The organism is Bacillus sp. HMSC036E02 (assembly GCF_001836235.1).
GTDB lineage: Bacteria > Bacillota > Bacilli > Bacillales > Bacillaceae_G > Bacillus_A > Bacillus_A cereus.
In genome coordinates this window covers 52,578-71,698 of record NZ_KV827846.1, presented here as the reverse complement: position 1 = coordinate 71,698, position 19,121 = coordinate 52,578, and the positions used below count along the sequence as shown (strand labels likewise).

Here is a 19,121-nt window from a genome sequence, read left to right as displayed (position 1 = left end):
TTACTTACGTTATAGCTCTTTAATCTGCTTCGTAAGTTCCATAAACCGTTCATCCAGTGCTTTATATTCTTTGTCTTTAGAAGTTAAAAAGCTTAATTTCCCTAATACTTCTTGTCTCTCTGTTTCTAACGTTAAACGTAGCTCTTCAATATCATCTCTTGTTTTAGTAGGTTCTTCTAGCTGCTTTTGTATCGTATTGTTTGAAAACACGAGTTTTGTGTTAGTTGTTTTCTCCAGAAAATATCGATCGTGAGATACAATTACTAATGTTCCGTTATACTCAGCTAATGTATTTTCAAGTTGTTCACGTGAAGGTAGATCCAAGTGATTCGTCGGTTCGTCTAAAATGAGTACATCTTTTTCATCTAAAATATAAGCCATTAGCTTACACTTTACTCTTTCTCCCATACTCATATGCTCAATCGGCTCTTTCCATTGAGACGCTTGGAATCCTAAATGTTTCATTAAATTTTGGACTTTTCCTCTTTCTTCAAACGTCTCTTTAAAAAATAAATTTTCTGGTGTTTTATCAAGCGGTAAATCAAAAACTTCTTGTGTTAAATAGCCGATGTTTGCTGAAGGTGAAATCCATATTTCTCCTTCAGCAGTTTCCGTTCCCATAATCATCTTCAGTAATGTTGTTTTCCCACTACCGTTTGGTCCAACAATCGCAACTTTCTCACCGTGCTGAATTGTAAAATTAACGTTTTCAAATAATACTTTCCCATGAAAGTCTTTTTTTAATTGCTTCACTTCTAAAAAGCGTTTTCCTACTTTTTTGTTCGCTTGAATAGAAAACTCAACTGAATACTCTTCTTTCACACGTTCTACTTTCGTTTTCTCCAGCTCTTTTTCGAGTCTTTTTCGTTTTGACTTCACTTGTGCATCCATTCGCTTCGCTTTTACACGATAGAATTCTTTCACACCTTCTTGTTTTGTAGACTGCGCGTGTGCCTTTTGTGACCATGAACTCAATTCTTTTATATGTGTTTCTACTTGTTCTATCTTTTTTTGCTGCTTTTCATATTCACGCTGTTGTGACTTTCTTTTTTGCTCACGTGCTTTCATGTAGCTCGTATAATTACCACTATGCTCAATTAATTTTTTGTCCTCAATTGACCATATTTTTGTTGCGACAACATCTAAAAAATATCGATCATGTGATACAACGATAACTGTACCTTTCATGTTTTTTATTTGTTTAATGAGAAATCCCGTACTGATCTCATCTAAATGATTTGTCGGTTCGTCTAATATTAAGACATTAGGATTTTCAGCAAATCCTTTTGCTAATCGAATTTTCAGCTTTTCACCACCACTTAAAGTATGAAAATCGTTCGTTGGCACGCCCCATTTCGCAAGAAGTTCTGCTTCTTTTGCAATTACATCATTATTAATAAAAGATTCTATTTCTTGCTCAACATATGCGGTTGTCATATTCATTTGCTGCCATTCAACAATCCCTTTTGAAGGCTCAATCTTTCCATTTATTAATTGAAGTAACGTTGATTTACCAGCACCGTTTTTACCAATTAATCCGATAACATCCCCTTGTTTTACTGTCACATTCATTTTCTCTAACAACATATTTTCTTTTATTTCAACATAAACATCATTTAATTTTAATAGTTCTTTCATAATACCGATCCCTTTCATTAAGGGAGAATTAAAAAATCCTCCCAAATAAATTTGGCAGGATTAGTCGTTAAAATATTTACACCCAAATAAGCTATTACGTAACATAAATAGCAATACCGTTCTATGGAAATTGGGCAGACTAATCCTATTTTTTAGAAATTGAAATTTATTGAATTTCAACATTTAAAAATAAGATTAGTTAATCATCGTCCACCCATCATTCCTTTCCGTCATTAGTAACTATAATTGTACCATGATAATACTGTATGCGTAAATATTATTATTTGTACTTCAAAAGCAATTATTTTTCTTCAAGTTTATTTTTACAATTTCATGTGCTCATATCTTTAATTTTTACTAATTTGTATCATTTATTCATATGAAAACTTTTTAAAAAATACAAAACAAGGCTAAAAAACTTATCTCCAACGTTCTTTAGCCTTGATCACTTTTTACACATTAAAAAATATTACTCGTACTACCGTACCTTTATCAACTTCTGAATGGATTTCTACACTATGTCCTAATTGCTTCGTAATTTCATATACGAGATATAGCCCCATTCCTGTTGATTCTTTAAAATCTCTACCGTTTTCTCCTGTAAAGAAAGGTTTGAAGACTCTTGTTAAATCTTGCTTCGGTATACCTACGCCATTATCAGCAATTTCAAGTATAACGGTATTACCTTCCTTACAAGCTTTCACTTTAATCTTTTCTCTACTACCTGATGAATATTTAATCGCATTCGATAGTATTTGCCCAATTAAAAATTGTAACCATTTCGCATCACTTTCTACAGTAATGTCCTTATCAATTTCAAGCTCTGGATATACAAAATTCCGGATAAAGAACCGTTTATGCTCATGTACCGAATCATTCACTATTTTATGTAGTTGTACTCTTTCTACATAAAAATCTTGTGTAAATGCTTCTAAACGTGCGACATACAGAGCCATTTCTAATCCCTTTTTTAATCGATCAGTTTCCTCATTTATACTTTCAAAACGTGAATCTACTTCATCCTGTGTAATTAATTCTATTACAGATAAAGGTGTTTTCATTTGATGAATCCACTGATTCATAAAGGTTAAATGGTCATTATTTTTTCTCTCTTGCATTTGCAGCTGATTTTGATAATGTCGATATTGCACCTCAAGTAGTTCTTGAAGAGCAGCCGATACAGCTGCAAAATCAGATTTTTGAACAGATTCATCCAAAGATTGCATCGGGTTTGCTAAGCGCTCATAAAAAGAACGATGTGTAAAATAACGAAACACTAAATAACTTCCCATAAAGAAAACACCTAGAAACATTGCATATAACGCCGTTGTAATATGATTATGCCCATCAAACCAATATACGAGAAATATAGCTAGTAGTTGAATTATAGTAAAGCAAATAAGTGGTATATGATCACGTATAAACAATCTTATCATTTTTCTATACCAGTATCCCAAGTAATATGCAATCTATATCCAACACTACGAATCGTTTCAATCGCACCTTCTATATGTAACGTTTGTAACTTTTTACGCACACGTGTTGTATTTACACTTAATGTATTATCATCAACATAAGATTCACTATCCCATAATTTATTAAGTAACACTTCTCTACTCACAACACGCGGATAATTTTTCATTAATGTCTCTAATAAAATAGCTTCGTTTCTCGTTATATCAATCTCTTCGTTTCTAAGTTTCAATACAAGTCTTTCAGGATATAAACAAAGGCCTTGTTGCTCAATCATTCGCTCTTCTAGTTTCGGTGCATAATCTCCATATGCACGTCTTAAATGACTACGAATTTTCGCCACTACAACTTCATAATGAAAAGGCTTCGGAATAAAATCATCGCCACCATTTTCTAACGCCATAACTTGATCCATCGTACCTTCACGAGCCGAAATGAATAATATCGGACATGTAGAAACACCGCGAATTTGACGACACCAAAAGTACCCATCAAAACTCGGTAAATTAATATCTAATAAAACTAACTCTGGTTGTTCATCTAAAAAAATGTCTAATACATTTTGAAAGTCCGATACAATAACTCCTTGATAACCATATTTCGCAACATGTGTTGATAATAGTTCTGCAATTTTCATATCGTCTTCTACAATCATAATTTTGACCATTATTGAACTCCTTTTTAATCCACAATCTCAAATATACTTATATAAAATAAATACTACCTCTTTTCACAAAATCCGTAAATTAAAAAAGGATGCTTTTATACAAAAGCATCCTTTTTCGTCCCTTATCTATTTAATATGAAATTTACTAAAAGTAAATCCTAGTTTCTCCACATAATCCATCCCTAATTCCATACGCGCCGTTTTCAACGGATCCACAACTTGGCAAACTTTTAAATTACCTGCTGCCGATAATAAAAGAGTTGCATCAGCTTTAGACATTGCTAATTCTTCATGTAAAAATGTCACCATATTATGTACAGCACGACTTGCTGCATCATCTAACAATTTCTCTGAAGCAATCGTCATCATTTTTTCTTTTTGAATAGCCATTGGTAACGGCCATTTCTTTTCTTTTATAATTTGAACTGTTACCGTTACCTCACCAGCAACCTCTACACCACTAACACCAATTTCACCATCACCCATTGCTGCGTGTAAATCACCTAGCGCTAATAGTGCTCCTGGGACATTAACTGGTAGTAGTAATGTTGTTCCTTCTTTAATTTCTTTACAGTCCATATTCCCGCCGTGATCATGCGGTGTGCCACATGAAATGCTCTCTTCTTTCGGTGCAGTACCAATTACCCCAATCATTGGATTAATCGGGATTTGTAGTTCACTTGAAAACAAAACATGTTCATTATGTATTGGGACAATTTTCACTGTATTTTCATTTAACTCATCCCCTATTACACCAAGGTTTGCACCTGTAGTTAAAACGCCCTGCTCTGCAATTTTAATCTTTTCAATCGTTACGGCTAATATATCGCCAGGTTCTGCTCCTTTAACATATACAGGTCCAGTCGCTGGATTAATTCGATTCCAATCTAATTCTTGAAACACAACATCTTCAGAATCGATTTGATTTTCAAAGCAATCATATGTTTCAAATACAAGACTGCTCCCAATTTCCACTTCCATACAAGGCTTATTTTCTGGTGACATTGAGTAAATGATATGGTCTTTATGAATTCGATACATAATACCTCTCCCTTTTATATTTATCTACTATTACTAATTAGCTCTTTTTATACAAGCTCCTCTTAAAATTAAATGTTATTTTTATGTAAAAAAGCACGCAGATTGTTTTATAACATACACTCTTTACTATAACAGAAAGGTGGTATCACTATGCCCCTTATTCCATACAACGAAAGTGATGTTGATTTACTAGCTCGTTTAATTCGTGCTGAAGCTGAAGGCGAAGGCCGCCAAGGTGAGGAGTTAGTTGGATGCGTTGTAGTAAACCGTGTATTTTGTGATTGCTTAGATTTTAAACAACTCCGTACCGTACGAGACGCTGTATATCAAAGCCCCGGCGGATTTGAAGCAGTACAATATGGATATTTTTATCAACGTGCTCGTGAATCAGAAAAAGAAATCGCACGAAAAGTTTTACAAGGTGAATGGCGCTGGCCTGCACGATGGGCTCTTTGGTATTTCCGTCCAGTTGGAGCTTGTCCACCTGAATGGTATAATCAGCCATTTGTAGGACAGTTTAAAAGCCATTGTTTTTATGAACCAAGTGGTGATGAATGTCCAAAAATGTATTCACGATAGTAAAAAAGAAAACACCGAAAGTACCTGCTTTTATATATACTTTCGGTGTTTTCTTTTCATTCAAGTAATCTAATAGTAAGATAAAATATTTAACTCCTATAACATTTTATTAATCGAATATTCAACATGTACTGAAGTTTCTTAGACTAATAGAAACCAAATGGTATATAAGAGGTTATCACTAAATAACAACTTTTAGTTTTAATGTATATATTTGTTTATAAAAAAATGATAAACTAATTTACGCATTGGAAAAATTTTATAATGATAAAAAGGGGATCACTATGAAATTACTACGTTTATTTCTCATTCTAACTCTTGTTGTATTATTAAGCGCATGTGGTAATACAGCAGTAAAAGTCACCAAGGTTCAAAAAAACGGCGAAACAACTTTAAACATTGGCTCCCTGAAAGGGTATTACGATGTACAAACGATCAAAACTGAACAAGGAAATGTACAATTTCCTTTTGATGCAACCGTTGAAGAGGGTACAATTTTATTACAAATCACTAAAGACGATAAGGTCATTTACGAAGAAGAAGTCACTTCTCAAAAAGAAGGTTTACTTTCTTTTGAAGCACCAAAATCTGGATCTTATAATTTAATTGTACGCGTAAAGAACGAAAAAGAAAAAGCAAAAGGTATACAAATACATACAAAACTATAAAAAAAACGGCAAGCGAATTCTAGCTTGCCGTTTTTATTTCTAACTCAATTTTCATAATATATACTTATCGATTAAACGAATTGTTTTGTGTATACTTCATCTTTATTTACATTCTATATTTAGACATTATTCTTAAAAAATCTTCTAAAATAAAAATTAAGTTATGACTTCCGGAATTTTAGTTTAATTATCTAAAAAAATTCTTTATCGCTTCTAATTGAATTTTATGACTACACTCATCACAACAATATGCCCCGTTTGGTTTTTCTTTAAATCGCTTATATTTTTCACTGCCTTCGTAAACACGAAATATATTCTTACAAGAAAAGCAAACAATCTCATAAAACATCATATGCATTTTCCTCTCCTTGTTTATACACTTTTTTAATCACTTGTGAGAAGGTCATTTTTCTACAGCATAAATTTTAATATCCTTTGACTAAAAGGTTTACCTCTATTCTTATCGAATTATATTAATATCTTATAACGCGAGGTGAACATCTTGTTCAGTAATATAGAATTAGTTTTAGATGCTAAAGCAAGTTTAGCTGAAGGACCATGTTGGAATGGAAAAAAGCAACTTTTATATTGGGTTGATATTATGGAGAGAAAATTATGCATATACAATCCTACCGCTAATACGAACCGAGTAATTGCACTCAATCAACAAATCGGCTGTGTTGTTCCATATTTAGAGGATGTACTACTCTTAGCTATGGAAAAAGGCTTTTATTCTATTAATATAAATACCGAAAAACTGACACATATTTTTGACCCTGAACCACATTTAATAGAAAATCGTTTCAATGATGGAAAATGTGATCCAGCTGGTCGTTTCTGGGCAGGTTCTACAGATACATACGGTATGAATGCTGCAGGTTCCTTGTATTGTTTACATCATAATTTAAGTGTAGAGAAAAAAGTTTCACATGTAAATACATCAAATGGAATTGCTTGGTCACCTGATCATACATACTTTTACTTTATAGATACACCTACTAAAAAAGTGGTTCGCTATCAATATAATATACGTACTGGAGACATTCATAATCCAATTGATGTAATCATTTTCTCTGAAAATGATGGTCTACCTGATGGTATGACAATTGACGAAGACGGCTGTTTATGGATTGCACATTGGGGAGGTTCAAAAATAACTAGATGGAATCCCTCTACTGGAGAAAAAATATTAAGCATTCCAATTCCAGCTTTATATGTAACATCATGTACATTTGGAGGACCTAATTTAACAGATTTATATATCACAACAGCCAGAACAAGAATGACTGATGACGAATTAAAAGAGTATCCACATGCTGGTGGTATTTTTCGAATTCAAACAAATGTTAAAGGCTGTCCCACCTATTCATTTTGCAATAAAAATATTGGGGCTGAAACAATATGAACCGTATCGAATACATAAGACAAGAAGAAAAGAAATATCACGACCTTTGCTATGAACAATATAAACTATTTGAAATTGGCTCTTGGCTGTACAAACCGGTTAAAACAGTTATGGACTTGATGGATCACTTTGAAGGACAAAACAACTTGCAAGTACTTGATCTTGGCTCTGGCATCGGTAGAAATAGCATTCCAATTGCACAAATAATAAAAAATTATAATGGCACTGTTACATGTGTTGATTTACTTGATTCCGCTTTAACAAAGCTAAAAATTTATAGTAAAGAACATGATGTATTCGAGGCTATAAAAACAGAACAAGCAGAAATTGAAAACTATCATATTGACTCTAACGCTTATGATTATATCGTTGCAGTATCAAGTTTAGAGCATGTTAAATCAAAAGAAGATTTAAAAAAAGTGCTCCATTCTATGAAACAAGGGACAAAAAACGGCGGTATTAATTGTTTAATTATTAACTCTAACATACAAGAAATTGTTTTAAAAACGAATGAAGAATTAGAAGCTTTAATTGAAATTAATCTCCCAACTGATGAAATGATACATCTATTAAAAAGTATTTATAAAGGATGGAAAGAAGTAAAAGTTGAAATAAAAGAATTAGCTTATAATATGGTTCGTAATGAAAGACACATTCAATTAAAAACAAATGCTATAACGTTTGTAGTTCAGAAATAATCGTATAATAAAGATATGGTTATTTCTCTCAGATTTATTTTTATTGCACGAAATTTGCAAGTATAAATATTTATGAAACAAAAAAATAAAAGAGCACTTGTTTCCGCAAGTGCTCTTTTGGGGATTTTGAGATACCCTATTAACGAAAGTTAAGGTTACTTAAAGTTAATAGGTACTTCTATTATATGCTTGTCCTTTTTATTTGTGCATAATCAATATATAAACATCTTTAATAATTCTTAATAACTTTTAATTATAGTTCTCTCTTACATTTTATCGTTAAAAAATTAATTGGAGGTTTATTTGCCATGTTCTTATTTGGTTCATCAATTTCCGAAACTTGTACTAATCCATATTGATTAAAATCTTTTTTTATAGATTGAGAATCATAGAAGAACATTTTTACACCTTCCATTATCTCATAATAATCTTTATCCAACTGTTTTCCTTTTCCGTACATGGGAGCTTTTTTAGAAACAGTTGTAAAAACCATATATCCGCCTGGTTTTAACTGATTATAACAATCTTCAATAAAATTCTCTCTTTCCTGTCCATTCAACAAATGAAGAAGTGCATGACTAAATATCCCATCATACAGTTTATTATCAAAAGGCATTTCGTTTACTGAACCGTGATACATACTAACATCTTCTAGTCCGTTTTCTCTTGCTAAATCGATCGCTGTTTTCGAAATTTCAATACCTGTTACATTTATACCATTATCGATAAAAACCTTTGCATTTCTTCCATAACCAATACCCGGAACTAATATATCCTTAACGTTCTTTTCAATAAAAAAATCTTTTGTCAAAATTGCAGATTCTGTAGGTTCCAATCCCCACATCGTTTGTTTTTCAATAAAACTTGATTCCCAAAATTCCATTATGTTTCTATCTCCTTATTCTTATCTCATGTTTAATATCACATGAAAGACCTATTCATTTTAACGCTGCTTTTTTCACCACAGTCACTATAGCTCCATTGAATATAGCATATTAATAAGCCTATATCTAATTTAAAGATTGGCTGAATATCTATTCTAAATATTAACTTTTACATTTAGAAAAAATAAAAAATGCCAATAATTCAATTGTATATTGGCATTTCACATAAGAAATTATCTTTTTATATTGTACCGATCTAATACTTTTTCTAACATTTCTAAAGTTATTGGTTCTGCTTCTTTTATTAATCGATAACCAATACGCCCATTCGGTTCCGCTGTAACTTGCTGTAAACTCTTTACATCATGGATCCCTTTTTCTCTTAATTGCATATATAGTTGTTGCTCCGACATTTTTGCCTGCATCAAATTCTCTTTTACAATCTCTCCGTTTTCAACAATTATAATGCTACTTCCATTTAGAAATTGTTCCACCTTCTTTGATTTCAATTCAAAGAAATGAATAATAAGTAGTATGCTTGCAAATATGATGGCCGCAAATATAGATGGGACTACTTTTCTACTTAATACAGGTTCTACAATAATACGGCCGATTGATACAACTATAATGATTTCAGCTCTTGTCATTTGGCTGACAGATGCACTACCTGTCATTTTCAAGACAATTATTCCAGTAAAAGTTAATATAATACTTTCCCAAATTATATTCATAATAACCCAATCCTTTAATGGTGTATTTTACTATCATTCCCATTAAAGTTGTGTTTTACTTACCTATTAAGTTGTTAAATCCTTCAGACCATGATGGAAATAAAGGTATCCAACCATACTCTTTACGTGCCTTATTATTGGAAGCTCCTCTTTCCCAACTATTTTTCCCATCTTGAACTTTAGGCTTAGGTGCCCCTATCGCTGCTGCATATATTGGTAACCATTCTTTACTAGTTGCTGGATAATTATCTACAATATTTACGATTCCTGAAGGCCAATTAAGGGCTAGCATAGTAGCTCTTGCAGCATCTTCGACATGTATAAACGAGCTTATCCCGTCTGATGCGATAATCTCATTATTACGAACTTGATTTGCTATTAATCCGTTTTCCGCATACCATGTTCCTGGTCCATATAATGTGCCATAACGAAGTATAACCGATTCAGGTAACTCAGTAACAGCTTCTTCTAATTTTAATATGCCATTAACAGTGACTTGCCGAGGCGCGGAAGCAGTAATATGTAGTGAATCTTTTTCAGTCGCAAATGTATCCCCTGGTTCATACGCCCATGAAATACTTTGAGCGATTATTTTCTGTACCCCTACATTTTTAGCTGCATCGACAAGGTTACGAGTGCCTTTTGTTCTAATTTTTGCATTATCCTCAAAATTCCATGATGACAATGACGTTAATTGATGAATAACTATATCGGGATTTGTTTCTTCTAATACAGAAAATACAGACTCTCTATTAAATACATCAGCTATTACTGGTATGGCACCAACCTTTTTCATTGCTTCTACTTGCGAAGTAGTACGGATCATCGCAAACACCGTGTGCCCATTTTTTATTAACAGTGGTAATAAAGAACGTCCTATTACACCAGTTGCACCTGCTACAAATATTTTCATATATGTTCCTCCTCATTTAGTAATCATAAATGTGACGAAACATTTGTAAGGTATGTGACAAATATTTACTCATTTTTTTCGTTATTCATATGAAACATATACTTTTAATGGTTTAATTATCCCTAAACTCAATTCATCAAAGCATTCTATGAGTGAAGTATAATGTATTTCATGTTGAAAGATCTCTTCTATAAATGGTGTTTTTCCTATTTCTTCAAAAAACCAATCTGCATGCTTTTGATAATCGGATCCATCACTTGATCCAATGATTTGCAATTCTTTCTGATAAAAGTTAGCAGTTAATGTTAGTTCTTCTATATTACCATCAGACAGTATACATATTTCACCATTAGTTTTAAGAGTTTTTTGCAAAGTATGGAACCCACTATTTGTAGCAGAACATTCAAAACCATAATTATATGTTTCTATTATTTTCTCTTCTGAATCATATATGTTTTTCGCACCAAACTTCTTTGCAAAATCTCTTCTATTTTTATTAGGCTCAACAACATCCACGTGCTCAATGCCTACATAGTATTTTAAGAAATTACAAGCGAGTAAACCAATAACTCCCATTCCAGTTATAAGTACTTTTTCATCCTGTCGCGGGTTTAGTTTCAATACTCCTTTAGCGGCATCACACGAAAGAATAGATAATAAAGCAACTTTAGGTTGTATAGAACTAGGCACTCGGATTACTTTATGCCCCTTAACTATCCCTATCCTATCGTTTCATGTCCATAAAAAGAAACTACTTTATCACCTACGTTTACATGTGTTACTTTATTACCAACTTGAATCACTTCACCATAACTTTCATATCCAGTTTTTCTTGGATAAAAAGGATTCGTTTCCGTAACATCGGATCCATTATACTGTGGTAACTCGGCCCCAATGCTTATCGCTCCTGCGATTGTTTTAACGATAATTTCATCGTCCTGTATGTCCTTAATTTCATTTATTTCCCACTTGAGTTGTTTAGGCCCTTTTAAAATTAATTTATATTGTTCCATTTATATCCTCTCTTTTTATAAAGATGTTATAAGTAATATTGTTATCCATCTAGTTATCGACTATATTTATTTACCCACTAGAGAAATTACCCTTGCCCACGTTTATACCGTTACTGCTCCTGTACATTACTGTTCAGCATCTAACACTTTAAGATTACTATTCTGATAACATTTTAAGAAAAGTTGTTGCCGCCCAAATGAAATACGCAAGTTGTGTCACGATATACATCGTAATTTCAAAACCTGTAAGCTTTCTTTCCCTTTTTATTTTCTTTAAATATCTATAAAAACAAAATGAACATAAAATCAGTAAAACAATAGACATTTGATATAGATTTTCCACTAAAAGAACTGCCATTTATTTCATCACCTTTCCAATAAAGTGAAACTTTAATCAGTGGGGGGTTTGTTCATCCTCCACTGATTATCAGCCCTCACCAGTCGGGATTTAGCGGGATAAAAAATATATAGTTCAAGCATATCATTTTAACGGAAATAATTAACGAAATTTTCAAATTAAATGAACTTCCTAAGTAAAAGAAGTAACTTTTTGGAAATGTTTCAATACAATATTATGTAATTCAATACGCTCTATATAATATTAGATTAGGTTTTCTTTTACTGTACATGCTTAGGAGGAAGTTTTACATGCAATTGATTCATAACATACAAAAAAACGTTTAATAACCTATGTAACTACGATACGGTCAATTTAATACACGTTATTCAATCATTAAATATTTCACTTCATAAAATATCTCCTTTTATTACTTCACCAGTTAATCTTGAATACGGACGGAACGTTATCTATCAGTCTGAATTTGTAGAGATTTTAGTATTAAATTTCCCCAGCAAAGCAAAGACTTTTGTGCACGATCACGGAATATCTGTAGGATGTATACTAATAGTCAATGGTACGCTACAAAATATAACGTACGAAAATAATAGCGAGCGGATTGAAGAGTTTACAGAGGGAAATATTTTCACAGTAAAAAAAGATACTGTGCATAAAATGTATAACAGATTCGGCAGTAATAACTTTCCACGTATATTCCCCACCATTAAAAGATGTCCAAATATATGAATAGTCTTTAGAAGGAGGAAATATGCAAAATTTGAAAGAATACTATATAAAGAGCTTACAAGATGGTCGTAACGTTTGGCTCTATGGACAAAAAGTAGATGTAACTACAGACAAACATTTTGCAGGAACATTAAGTACCATTTCTAATTTATTTTCATTGTTTGATGATCCAATACGAAGAGATTCTGTTGGATATGTTAGCCCAAAAACGAAAGAATTTGTCCATACAGCCTTTTTAATTCCGAATTCCTATAACGAATTATTAATGAGGAGAACCGCTTTTGAAACGTGGAGTTATGCTACAGACGGTGTAATGAGTAGACTATCTGATTACGCAAGATCGAGACTTACCGGCTGGTACGTATCAAAATATTTTTATAAAAAATTCGATGTACAGTTTCCAGATAAAATTACATCTTATTATGAAGAAGCGAGAGATAATCACTTGTTCTTAAGCGTAGTTCAACGTGATCCACAAATAAATCGATCTACAGAATCAATGTTGAATACAAATGACTTAGGATTACTAAGAGTTACGAAGAAAACTTCTGACGGAATTTATTTAAGTGGTGCTAAAATGATTGGTACTGCTTCTCCTTATTCAAATGATTTATTAATCTATCCATTAGCAAAACTGACTGATACTCAAAAAGATTTAGCTCACTTTCTCATTGTGGCAGCCAATTCTCCTGGATTACATATGGTTTGTAGAGAACCATTTGCGAATACACATTCAATTATAGTTGATTCCCCTCTTAGCTCACAGTACGATGAAATGGATGCACTATTAATCTTTGATAATGTATTTGTACCATGGGAACGTGTCTTACTATATAACAACCCTGAAGCGTTATGGGCAATAAAGTCAGATATAGCTTCTAGTAGTTTAGCTTATCACCAAGCAATTGTACGATTAGTAGTAAAGCTAGAATTTATAACTGCAATTGCTTATGAAATTGCTGAAGCGATTGGTGCTACTACTTATTTGCATGTTCAAGAGAAGCTTGGGGAATTAATTATGCAAATCGAAACAATTCGCGCACTTTTAATTGCTGCAGAAGTTGAAGGTACTACAAATGAAACAAAAACTTATTTGCCGAAATTTAAATATATCGAAACTGCAAGGAATCTTGGTTCCAAATATTACCCCCGTGCAATAGAAATTTTACAATTAATTGGAGCAGGTGGTTTCATTCAACTTCCTTCAAGCTCGAATGACTTCCAGAGTCCAATAGATGATTTATTGAAAAAGCACTTTAAAGGAACAAATATAGATGCCGAACAACGTACAAAATTATTTAAGTTAGCCTGGGATATCATCGGAAGCCCATTAGGATCTAGACACGAATTGTACGAAAGATTTTACGCGGGAGATTCAATACGAAATACAGCTACGCAATATGTAAATTATGATAAAAATCATTTTAAAAAGATGCTAAGTAAATATTTACATTAATGAAAAAGAGCACTTTTTGCTAAGAGTGCTCTTAAAAAACATATAGTTATTCAGTTACATATATAGTTGCTCCGGCCACAACTGCTACTTTTCTCCGTAATCGTTTCATTTTATTCAACTTTTATAATTCAGCTTTATAACCTCTGGTATATGCTTCCTATCATATTTCCTCATATAGGCTTCTCCATCTGGAGTAACTAATTGTAAAACAATCTCACAACAAACCTCCTAATTCAAATTATTCCTTTCTAAACTGAAAATCCAACTGTCTTGATTGCTTGATTTCCTCAATTACTTTACGAATACCTTCTTCAATCTTATCTTCTTTTACATTCGAAACATTTAATTTTAATAGTTTTTCTTTAGGAAAATCCCTCATATAATTCTTATCAATAGTATCGACACTTATTTGAATGTCACCTAATTTTTGTATAAGTGTTTCTGTAACTATGTTTTTCTGCATTTCTAAACAAGTGTGTATTCCAAGTGTGTTTTGTCTATTATATGTAAATAATGATGAATTTTCATTTTGCACTTTTTCTAATGTTTCTGCTAGTTTTATTGATCTATTGTAGTAGGAAGAATTAATTTTACTTTTATGACGTTCAAACATGCCACTCTTTATATAAATTTCTAAAGCAGCTTGAGATATCATTGGGCTATCAATATCTAAAATTTTTTTATATGTATAAAAAGCATTCGCAATAATCGGTGGAATAACTGCTACACCAACTCGTAAACCTGGAAAAATAATCTTCGAATAACTTTTCAAATATATGACATGATTATCATGATTCAAGCTATATAACGGATCAGCTTTCGAATCCGTTTCTAAATCTGCTAAATAATCATCTTCCACTATAAATACATTGTATTTCTTAGCCAATAGTGTGATTTTTTCTTTCTCATCTTTAGAATAAGACGTTCCAAGCGGATGATGATATCTCGGTATCGTATAGAAGAATTTTATTTTTCCAGTTTGAAATATTTGCTCCAATTCATTCAAATCGATACCTTCATTCGTACGTCTAATACCGATTACAGGAACTTTATTTATTTCTAGATAATCAATATATAGATGATATGTTGGCTGTTCAATTAATACAGTTTCATTTCCATTCGGAAATGGTATGGAAGTTAATATAGCAAGTGCCTGCTGAACACCTGACGTTATAAAAATATTTTCTTCTTTTGTAAAGACTTGATAATTTGCTAGTTGTTTTTGAATAACTGGTATTAAAGATGGTAACCCTTTCGGCGTTCCATATACAAACAAATCATTTTTATACGTATCAATAGCCTTATTAATACAATGTTGAAAATCTAAATACGGAAAAACATCTGGATCTGGTGCTGAGGAAGCAAAATCAATTATCTCGTTATTTTCTATAGTACTCCCAGATTTCTTAACAACGTAATATCCACTTTGAGGGACAGAATATATAATATGACGCTTTTCTAATTCATGAAGCGCACGTATAACTGTCGCCTTATTACATTCATATTGCGTAACGAGTGACCGTATAGACGGTAATTTCTTTCCTTCATTTATTCCTCCATTTTGAATCATATTTTCTATGTCGTTTAAAATATGTAAATACTTATACATATTACACCTCCTTCAGTAATTTTATATTCACATAGCATTCATTCCTCAATTAGTTAATTTTCCGATCATCTATATCGTAAATCCCAATATCATATGAATCATTTTCAATCCATTTCTTTACTGCTACTGTTTTAAGTACCCCTTCAACTTCTTTTTCTATTTTCTGTCCAAGTTCTCTCGCCCTTACTTCACCATCGCTAATCTTAGTTTTTATATCAATGGTAACAGGTTGATTCTTTTTATAATTTATTTGCTGAATACCAAACCCTTCATATCCATTTTTTCTGAATACGTCATCAAATATCTGTCCAAAAACTAACTCCCATCTATGTTCTGCATTTACAATTTCCTTGTTTCTTTGAGATATATTTACTTTATAGGACATAATACCTTGAATTTGCAATCTTTTATTAATTTCTTTTTTTATTTCGTTAGCATTTTCGCTATCAGCAATTTCTAAATCTACTATTCTTGCTTTTTCATCCCATATAGCAGCACTAAAAAAAGATTCCTCCTTGACTGTCGCTGTAGCAATATCCATCACTATAGAATCTTCACTTTTGGATTCTTCCATTTCAGGCTCACAAGCACACAATACAGCAATTGAAAATAAAAATAAAATCAACTTCTTTCCTCTTTTCATTGCACTTCCCTCCGTAAATTTTCATTTACGATAAACTTTTACTTTCACATATAAATACCTTCTATAATTTAACATTATTTCACATTTTCTCCTCTTAAAAAGGGAATTACAATTAATAAATAGAATATCTCCATGAATACATAAAAAGTGAGGGATATATAATGCAACGTGTAAATACGATTGATATTAGTAATGTACTACAATTAGAAAAAACTCTTTCGTCTTTATTAAACAAAATGATTTCTTCAAAACTAGACCTTGAAAATTGGTTAAAAGAGCAGTCAAAAGTGATTTTGGAAATCGAAGAACAATTAAGATCACATTATATCGCCTTTCAATGTAATACGGATGATGAAGAAATAAAGGGAACTTTTGAACATGATCAACAATTTGTAAAGCCTCTTTTAAAGCGGTACCAAAATTTATTGGATAATAAATATTTAGAGTCACCTTTTCGAATGGAATTAGATTCTAACGTATATGGTTTGTTAGATGCAAAAATAAAAAATGCTCAAAAGTTATTTTGTGAGGAAAATATCGAATTAGAAATACAGGAAGACAAATTAGTCACAGAGTACTTTGAAATCACTGGAGGATTAAGTGGAATTTGGGACGGAGAAGAAAAAACGATAACAGAATTACAATCCTATTTACAAGATTCGAATCGTGACATCCGTAAAAAGGCAAAAACTATTATTTCTGAACAATTTTTATCTGTTGAAAAAGAACTCCAAAACATATTAAATCAATTAATTGAAATTCGCCATCAAAAAGCAAAAAATATTCAACTAGAGAATTATCGCGATTATATGTTCAAAAAATACGAGCGTTTTGATTATTCAGCGAAAGATTGCTATGAACTAGCCGAATCCATACGTAAGTATGTTGTGCCTCTTAAAGATAAAATAATGCTAGAGAAAAAAGAAAAACTGCAAGTTGATACGCTTCGCCCGTGGGATGTATCAGCTGTAACTCCAGATCAAAAAGTGCTTAAACCTATTGCAAATGAAAATGATTTAATTGAAAAGAGCACTCATATCTTTAATAAACTAGATGTTGAATTTTCAGCACTTTTAAATCAAATGTATAAACACGATTGTCTTGATTTAACAAGCCGCAAAGGAAAAGCAGCTGGTGGCTTTTGTGAGTACTTACCAGCTTCACAATTATCTTTTATTTTTATGAACTTAAATTATACACAAGATGATATTATCACTTTTATACATGAAATGGGTCATAGTATTCATAACGAACTCATAAAACCATTAGAATTACGACAGTATATAGAAATTCCAGCTGAAACAGCTGAACTAGCCAGTATGACAATGGAGTTATTCTCGCTTAATTATTGGGATACCTTCTATACAGACAAAAAAGATTTAAAACAAGCAAAAATTAACTTCTTTAAAGGTGTTATTTCATATTTACCTGTCATGCTTATTGTTGATCAATTTCAACACTGGCTGTATGAAAATCCAATTCATACTTCTGAAGAAAGAAATGAAAAATACTTACAACTTCAAAAACATTATCAATCTAGCGTCATACATATTGATGGCTACGAAAACTGGATAGCAACGAGTTGGTTACCTGTACTCCATATTTTTGAAGTACCATTTTATTATATTGAATACGCGATTGCCCAACTTGGGGCATTACAAATGTATAAACAATATAAAGAGGATCCTAAGCAAACACTAGAAAATTATAAAAAGGCATTATCACTAGGAAGCTCGCAACCTATAAAAGAAGTATATGATGCAGCCGGTATTCGTTTTGATTTCTCTGGTGAAACCATTAAAGAACTAATGCTATTTGTAGAAAAAGAATTAGAATTACTTGAGCAATTATAAGAAGAAAACTACACCTATATTTTAGGTGTAGTTTTCTTCTTCATTTTATTAATCAGTTCTATGTACTGAGTATCACCATATCCGATTGTTGGAAAAAGATAAAACAACTTTGTTAATAATTCTTGATTTGATAAACCTTTATTTTTAGAGATGAATTTCATTACGATATTATCTTCTTTTAGCATTTCTAAATATAAATCTATAGCTTGATACATTACAGGTGGTACTTTATGATAAGTCTTTTTATGGTTTACTAATACTTCATTGTATATAGTAGAATAATCCCCCAATTCAAGTTCAATTTGATTTACTTTAAATTCATCCTCCCTGAAACTATTTAAGTATACTTTCCCTTCATAGCACGACTGCTCAAGGTATGAAAGTAAAGTAAGTAGATTCATTTGGCAAAACATATCTTCACCGAACCATAAAACAATACATTTATACTTTTTCGCAAATAGATTTTCTAACGGATCTATAACCTTTTTTGCATAATTTTCGACTGAGCTGTTATGACCTTCTGCTCTTATTTTAATAAACTCTTCATCAAAAACTTGTGCAGTAGCGCTATTTACACACATGGCCTCGTTAAATGGGGCATAATCAGACTCACCCATTAGCTCCTCCGTTTTAAATTCTTCATACATCATTTGACCATTCAATATGTTAAGTACATCTTTATCAAATAGCTCACTATTCTTATTACGTAACTGTTCAACCTCTAATTTTCTAGAAATATTCATTTTGAACTCCCCTTCTTTATTTA

The 19,121-nt window shown here is 31.9% G+C and carries 18 protein-coding genes and 3 pseudogenes; 7 read left to right on the top strand and 14 right to left on the bottom strand.

What is annotated here, in order from left to right; all coding sequences use genetic code 11:
* Positions 1–9: 9 nt before the first annotated feature.
* From abc-f to HMPREF2590_RS13800, 4 genes are all read right to left on the bottom strand, one after another.
* Positions 10–1,638, bottom strand: a complete 1,629-nt coding sequence (gene abc-f / locus HMPREF2590_RS13815; protein ID WP_002098365.1) for a ribosomal protection-like ABC-F family protein — start codon at positions 1,636–1,638, stop codon at positions 10–12.
* A 452-nt stretch (positions 1,639–2,090) separates the two neighbouring features.
* On the bottom strand, positions 2,091–3,074 hold the full coding sequence (locus HMPREF2590_RS13810) for a sensor histidine kinase (protein ID WP_002098367.1): 984 nt from the start codon (positions 3,072–3,074) through the stop codon (positions 2,091–2,093).
* Positions 3,071–3,778 carry a response regulator transcription factor gene (locus tag HMPREF2590_RS13805; protein WP_000238990.1) on the bottom strand — a complete coding sequence of 236 codons (708 nt, stop codon included), beginning with the start codon at positions 3,776–3,778 and terminating at the stop codon, positions 3,071–3,073. The genes HMPREF2590_RS13810 and HMPREF2590_RS13805 overlap by 4 nt, the downstream gene beginning before the upstream one ends.
* Positions 3,779–3,904: 126 nt before the next feature.
* Complete coding sequence (locus HMPREF2590_RS13800; RefSeq protein WP_000285660.1) at positions 3,905–4,819, bottom strand: acetamidase/formamidase family protein; 915 nt, start codon at positions 4,817–4,819, stop codon at positions 3,905–3,907.
* Between the two features lie 150 nt (positions 4,820–4,969).
* On the opposite strand from HMPREF2590_RS13800, the gene HMPREF2590_RS13795 reads away from it, so the two are divergent.
* On the top strand, positions 4,970–5,398 hold the full coding sequence (locus HMPREF2590_RS13795; protein ID WP_001128398.1) for a cell wall hydrolase: 429 nt from the start codon (positions 4,970–4,972) through the stop codon (positions 5,396–5,398).
* A 284-nt stretch (positions 5,399–5,682) separates the two neighbouring features.
* Positions 5,683–6,066: a BA_1872 family lipoprotein gene (locus HMPREF2590_RS13790; RefSeq protein WP_000771814.1), complete on the top strand. Its 384-nt coding sequence runs from the start codon at positions 5,683–5,685 to the stop codon at positions 6,064–6,066.
* 187 nt (positions 6,067–6,253) lie between these two features.
* Here HMPREF2590_RS13790 and HMPREF2590_RS13785 read toward each other — a convergent pair whose 3' ends face one another.
* Complete coding sequence (locus HMPREF2590_RS13785; RefSeq protein ID WP_000551047.1) at positions 6,254–6,424, bottom strand: DUF2197 domain-containing protein; 171 nt, start codon at positions 6,422–6,424, stop codon at positions 6,254–6,256.
* Positions 6,425–6,568: 144 nt separating this feature from the next.
* Here HMPREF2590_RS13785 and HMPREF2590_RS13780 point away from each other — a divergent pair, with 144 nt between their 5' ends.
* Positions 6,569–7,471 carry an SMP-30/gluconolactonase/LRE family protein gene (locus tag HMPREF2590_RS13780; RefSeq protein WP_000492429.1) on the top strand — a complete coding sequence of 301 codons (903 nt, stop codon included), beginning with the start codon at positions 6,569–6,571 and terminating at the stop codon, positions 7,469–7,471.
* Positions 7,468–8,169, top strand: a complete 702-nt coding sequence (locus HMPREF2590_RS13775; RefSeq protein WP_001079538.1) for a class I SAM-dependent methyltransferase — start codon at positions 7,468–7,470, stop codon at positions 8,167–8,169. The genes HMPREF2590_RS13780 and HMPREF2590_RS13775 overlap by 4 nt, the downstream gene beginning before the upstream one ends.
* 253 nt (positions 8,170–8,422) lie before the next feature.
* On the opposite strand, the gene HMPREF2590_RS13770 is transcribed toward HMPREF2590_RS13775, so the two are convergent.
* The 5 genes and pseudogenes from HMPREF2590_RS13770 to HMPREF2590_RS13750 form a co-directional block, all read right to left on the bottom strand.
* Positions 8,423–9,052, bottom strand: coding sequence for a class I SAM-dependent methyltransferase (locus HMPREF2590_RS13770; protein ID WP_000397629.1), 630 nt, complete (start codon positions 9,050–9,052; stop codon positions 8,423–8,425).
* 234 nt (positions 9,053–9,286) lie between these two features.
* Positions 9,287–9,784, bottom strand: a complete 498-nt coding sequence (locus HMPREF2590_RS13765; RefSeq protein ID WP_001021697.1) for a DUF421 domain-containing protein — start codon at positions 9,782–9,784, stop codon at positions 9,287–9,289.
* Positions 9,785–9,839: 55 nt separating this feature from the next.
* Positions 9,840–10,697 carry an NAD-dependent epimerase/dehydratase family protein gene (locus HMPREF2590_RS13760; protein WP_000689417.1) on the bottom strand — a complete coding sequence of 286 codons (858 nt, stop codon included), beginning with the start codon at positions 10,695–10,697 and terminating at the stop codon, positions 9,840–9,842.
* 81 nt (positions 10,698–10,778) lie between these two features.
* Positions 10,779–11,710: pseudogene (locus tag HMPREF2590_RS13755) on the bottom strand (zinc-dependent alcohol dehydrogenase).
* Positions 11,711–11,867: 157 nt separating this feature from the next.
* Positions 11,868–12,068, bottom strand: coding sequence for a hypothetical protein (locus tag HMPREF2590_RS13750; protein ID WP_000279697.1), 201 nt, complete (start codon positions 12,066–12,068; stop codon positions 11,868–11,870).
* 290 nt (positions 12,069–12,358) lie between these two features.
* On the opposite strand from HMPREF2590_RS13750, the pseudogene HMPREF2590_RS28935 reads away from it, so the two are divergent.
* Positions 12,359–12,798, top strand: a pseudogene (locus HMPREF2590_RS28935) (cysteine dioxygenase).
* An 18-nt stretch (positions 12,799–12,816) separates the two neighbouring features.
* Positions 12,817–14,250 (top strand): 4-hydroxyphenylacetate 3-hydroxylase family protein, encoded by a 1,434-nt coding sequence (locus tag HMPREF2590_RS13745; RefSeq protein WP_001180388.1) that lies wholly within the window; start codon positions 12,817–12,819, stop codon positions 14,248–14,250.
* A gap of 114 nt (positions 14,251–14,364) precedes the next feature.
* On the opposite strand, the pseudogene HMPREF2590_RS30755 reads toward HMPREF2590_RS13745, so the two are convergent.
* The 3 genes and pseudogenes from HMPREF2590_RS30755 to HMPREF2590_RS13735 form a co-directional block, all read right to left on the bottom strand.
* Positions 14,365–14,475 (bottom strand): annotated as a pseudogene (locus HMPREF2590_RS30755) (carboxypeptidase regulatory-like domain-containing protein); the annotation flags it as partial.
* Between the two features lie 13 nt (positions 14,476–14,488).
* Positions 14,489–15,859, bottom strand: coding sequence for an aminotransferase-like domain-containing protein (locus HMPREF2590_RS13740; RefSeq protein WP_000280127.1), 1,371 nt, complete (start codon positions 15,857–15,859; stop codon positions 14,489–14,491).
* A 49-nt stretch (positions 15,860–15,908) separates the two neighbouring features.
* A complete protein-coding gene (locus HMPREF2590_RS13735; RefSeq protein ID WP_000820253.1) occupies positions 15,909–16,502 on the bottom strand; it encodes a DUF4030 domain-containing protein in 594 nt (197 codons plus the stop codon).
* Between the two features lie 161 nt (positions 16,503–16,663).
* Between HMPREF2590_RS13735 and HMPREF2590_RS13730 the strand changes: the two genes are divergently transcribed.
* Entirely contained in the window at positions 16,664–18,355 is a 1,692-nt protein-coding gene (locus HMPREF2590_RS13730; RefSeq protein ID WP_001190014.1) for a M3 family oligoendopeptidase, read from the top strand.
* Between the two features lie 14 nt (positions 18,356–18,369).
* Here HMPREF2590_RS13730 and HMPREF2590_RS13725 read toward each other — a convergent pair whose 3' ends face one another.
* Positions 18,370–19,098, bottom strand: a complete 729-nt coding sequence (locus HMPREF2590_RS13725) for a hypothetical protein (RefSeq protein ID WP_001027427.1) — start codon at positions 19,096–19,098, stop codon at positions 18,370–18,372.
* Positions 19,099–19,121 lie beyond the last annotated feature (23 nt).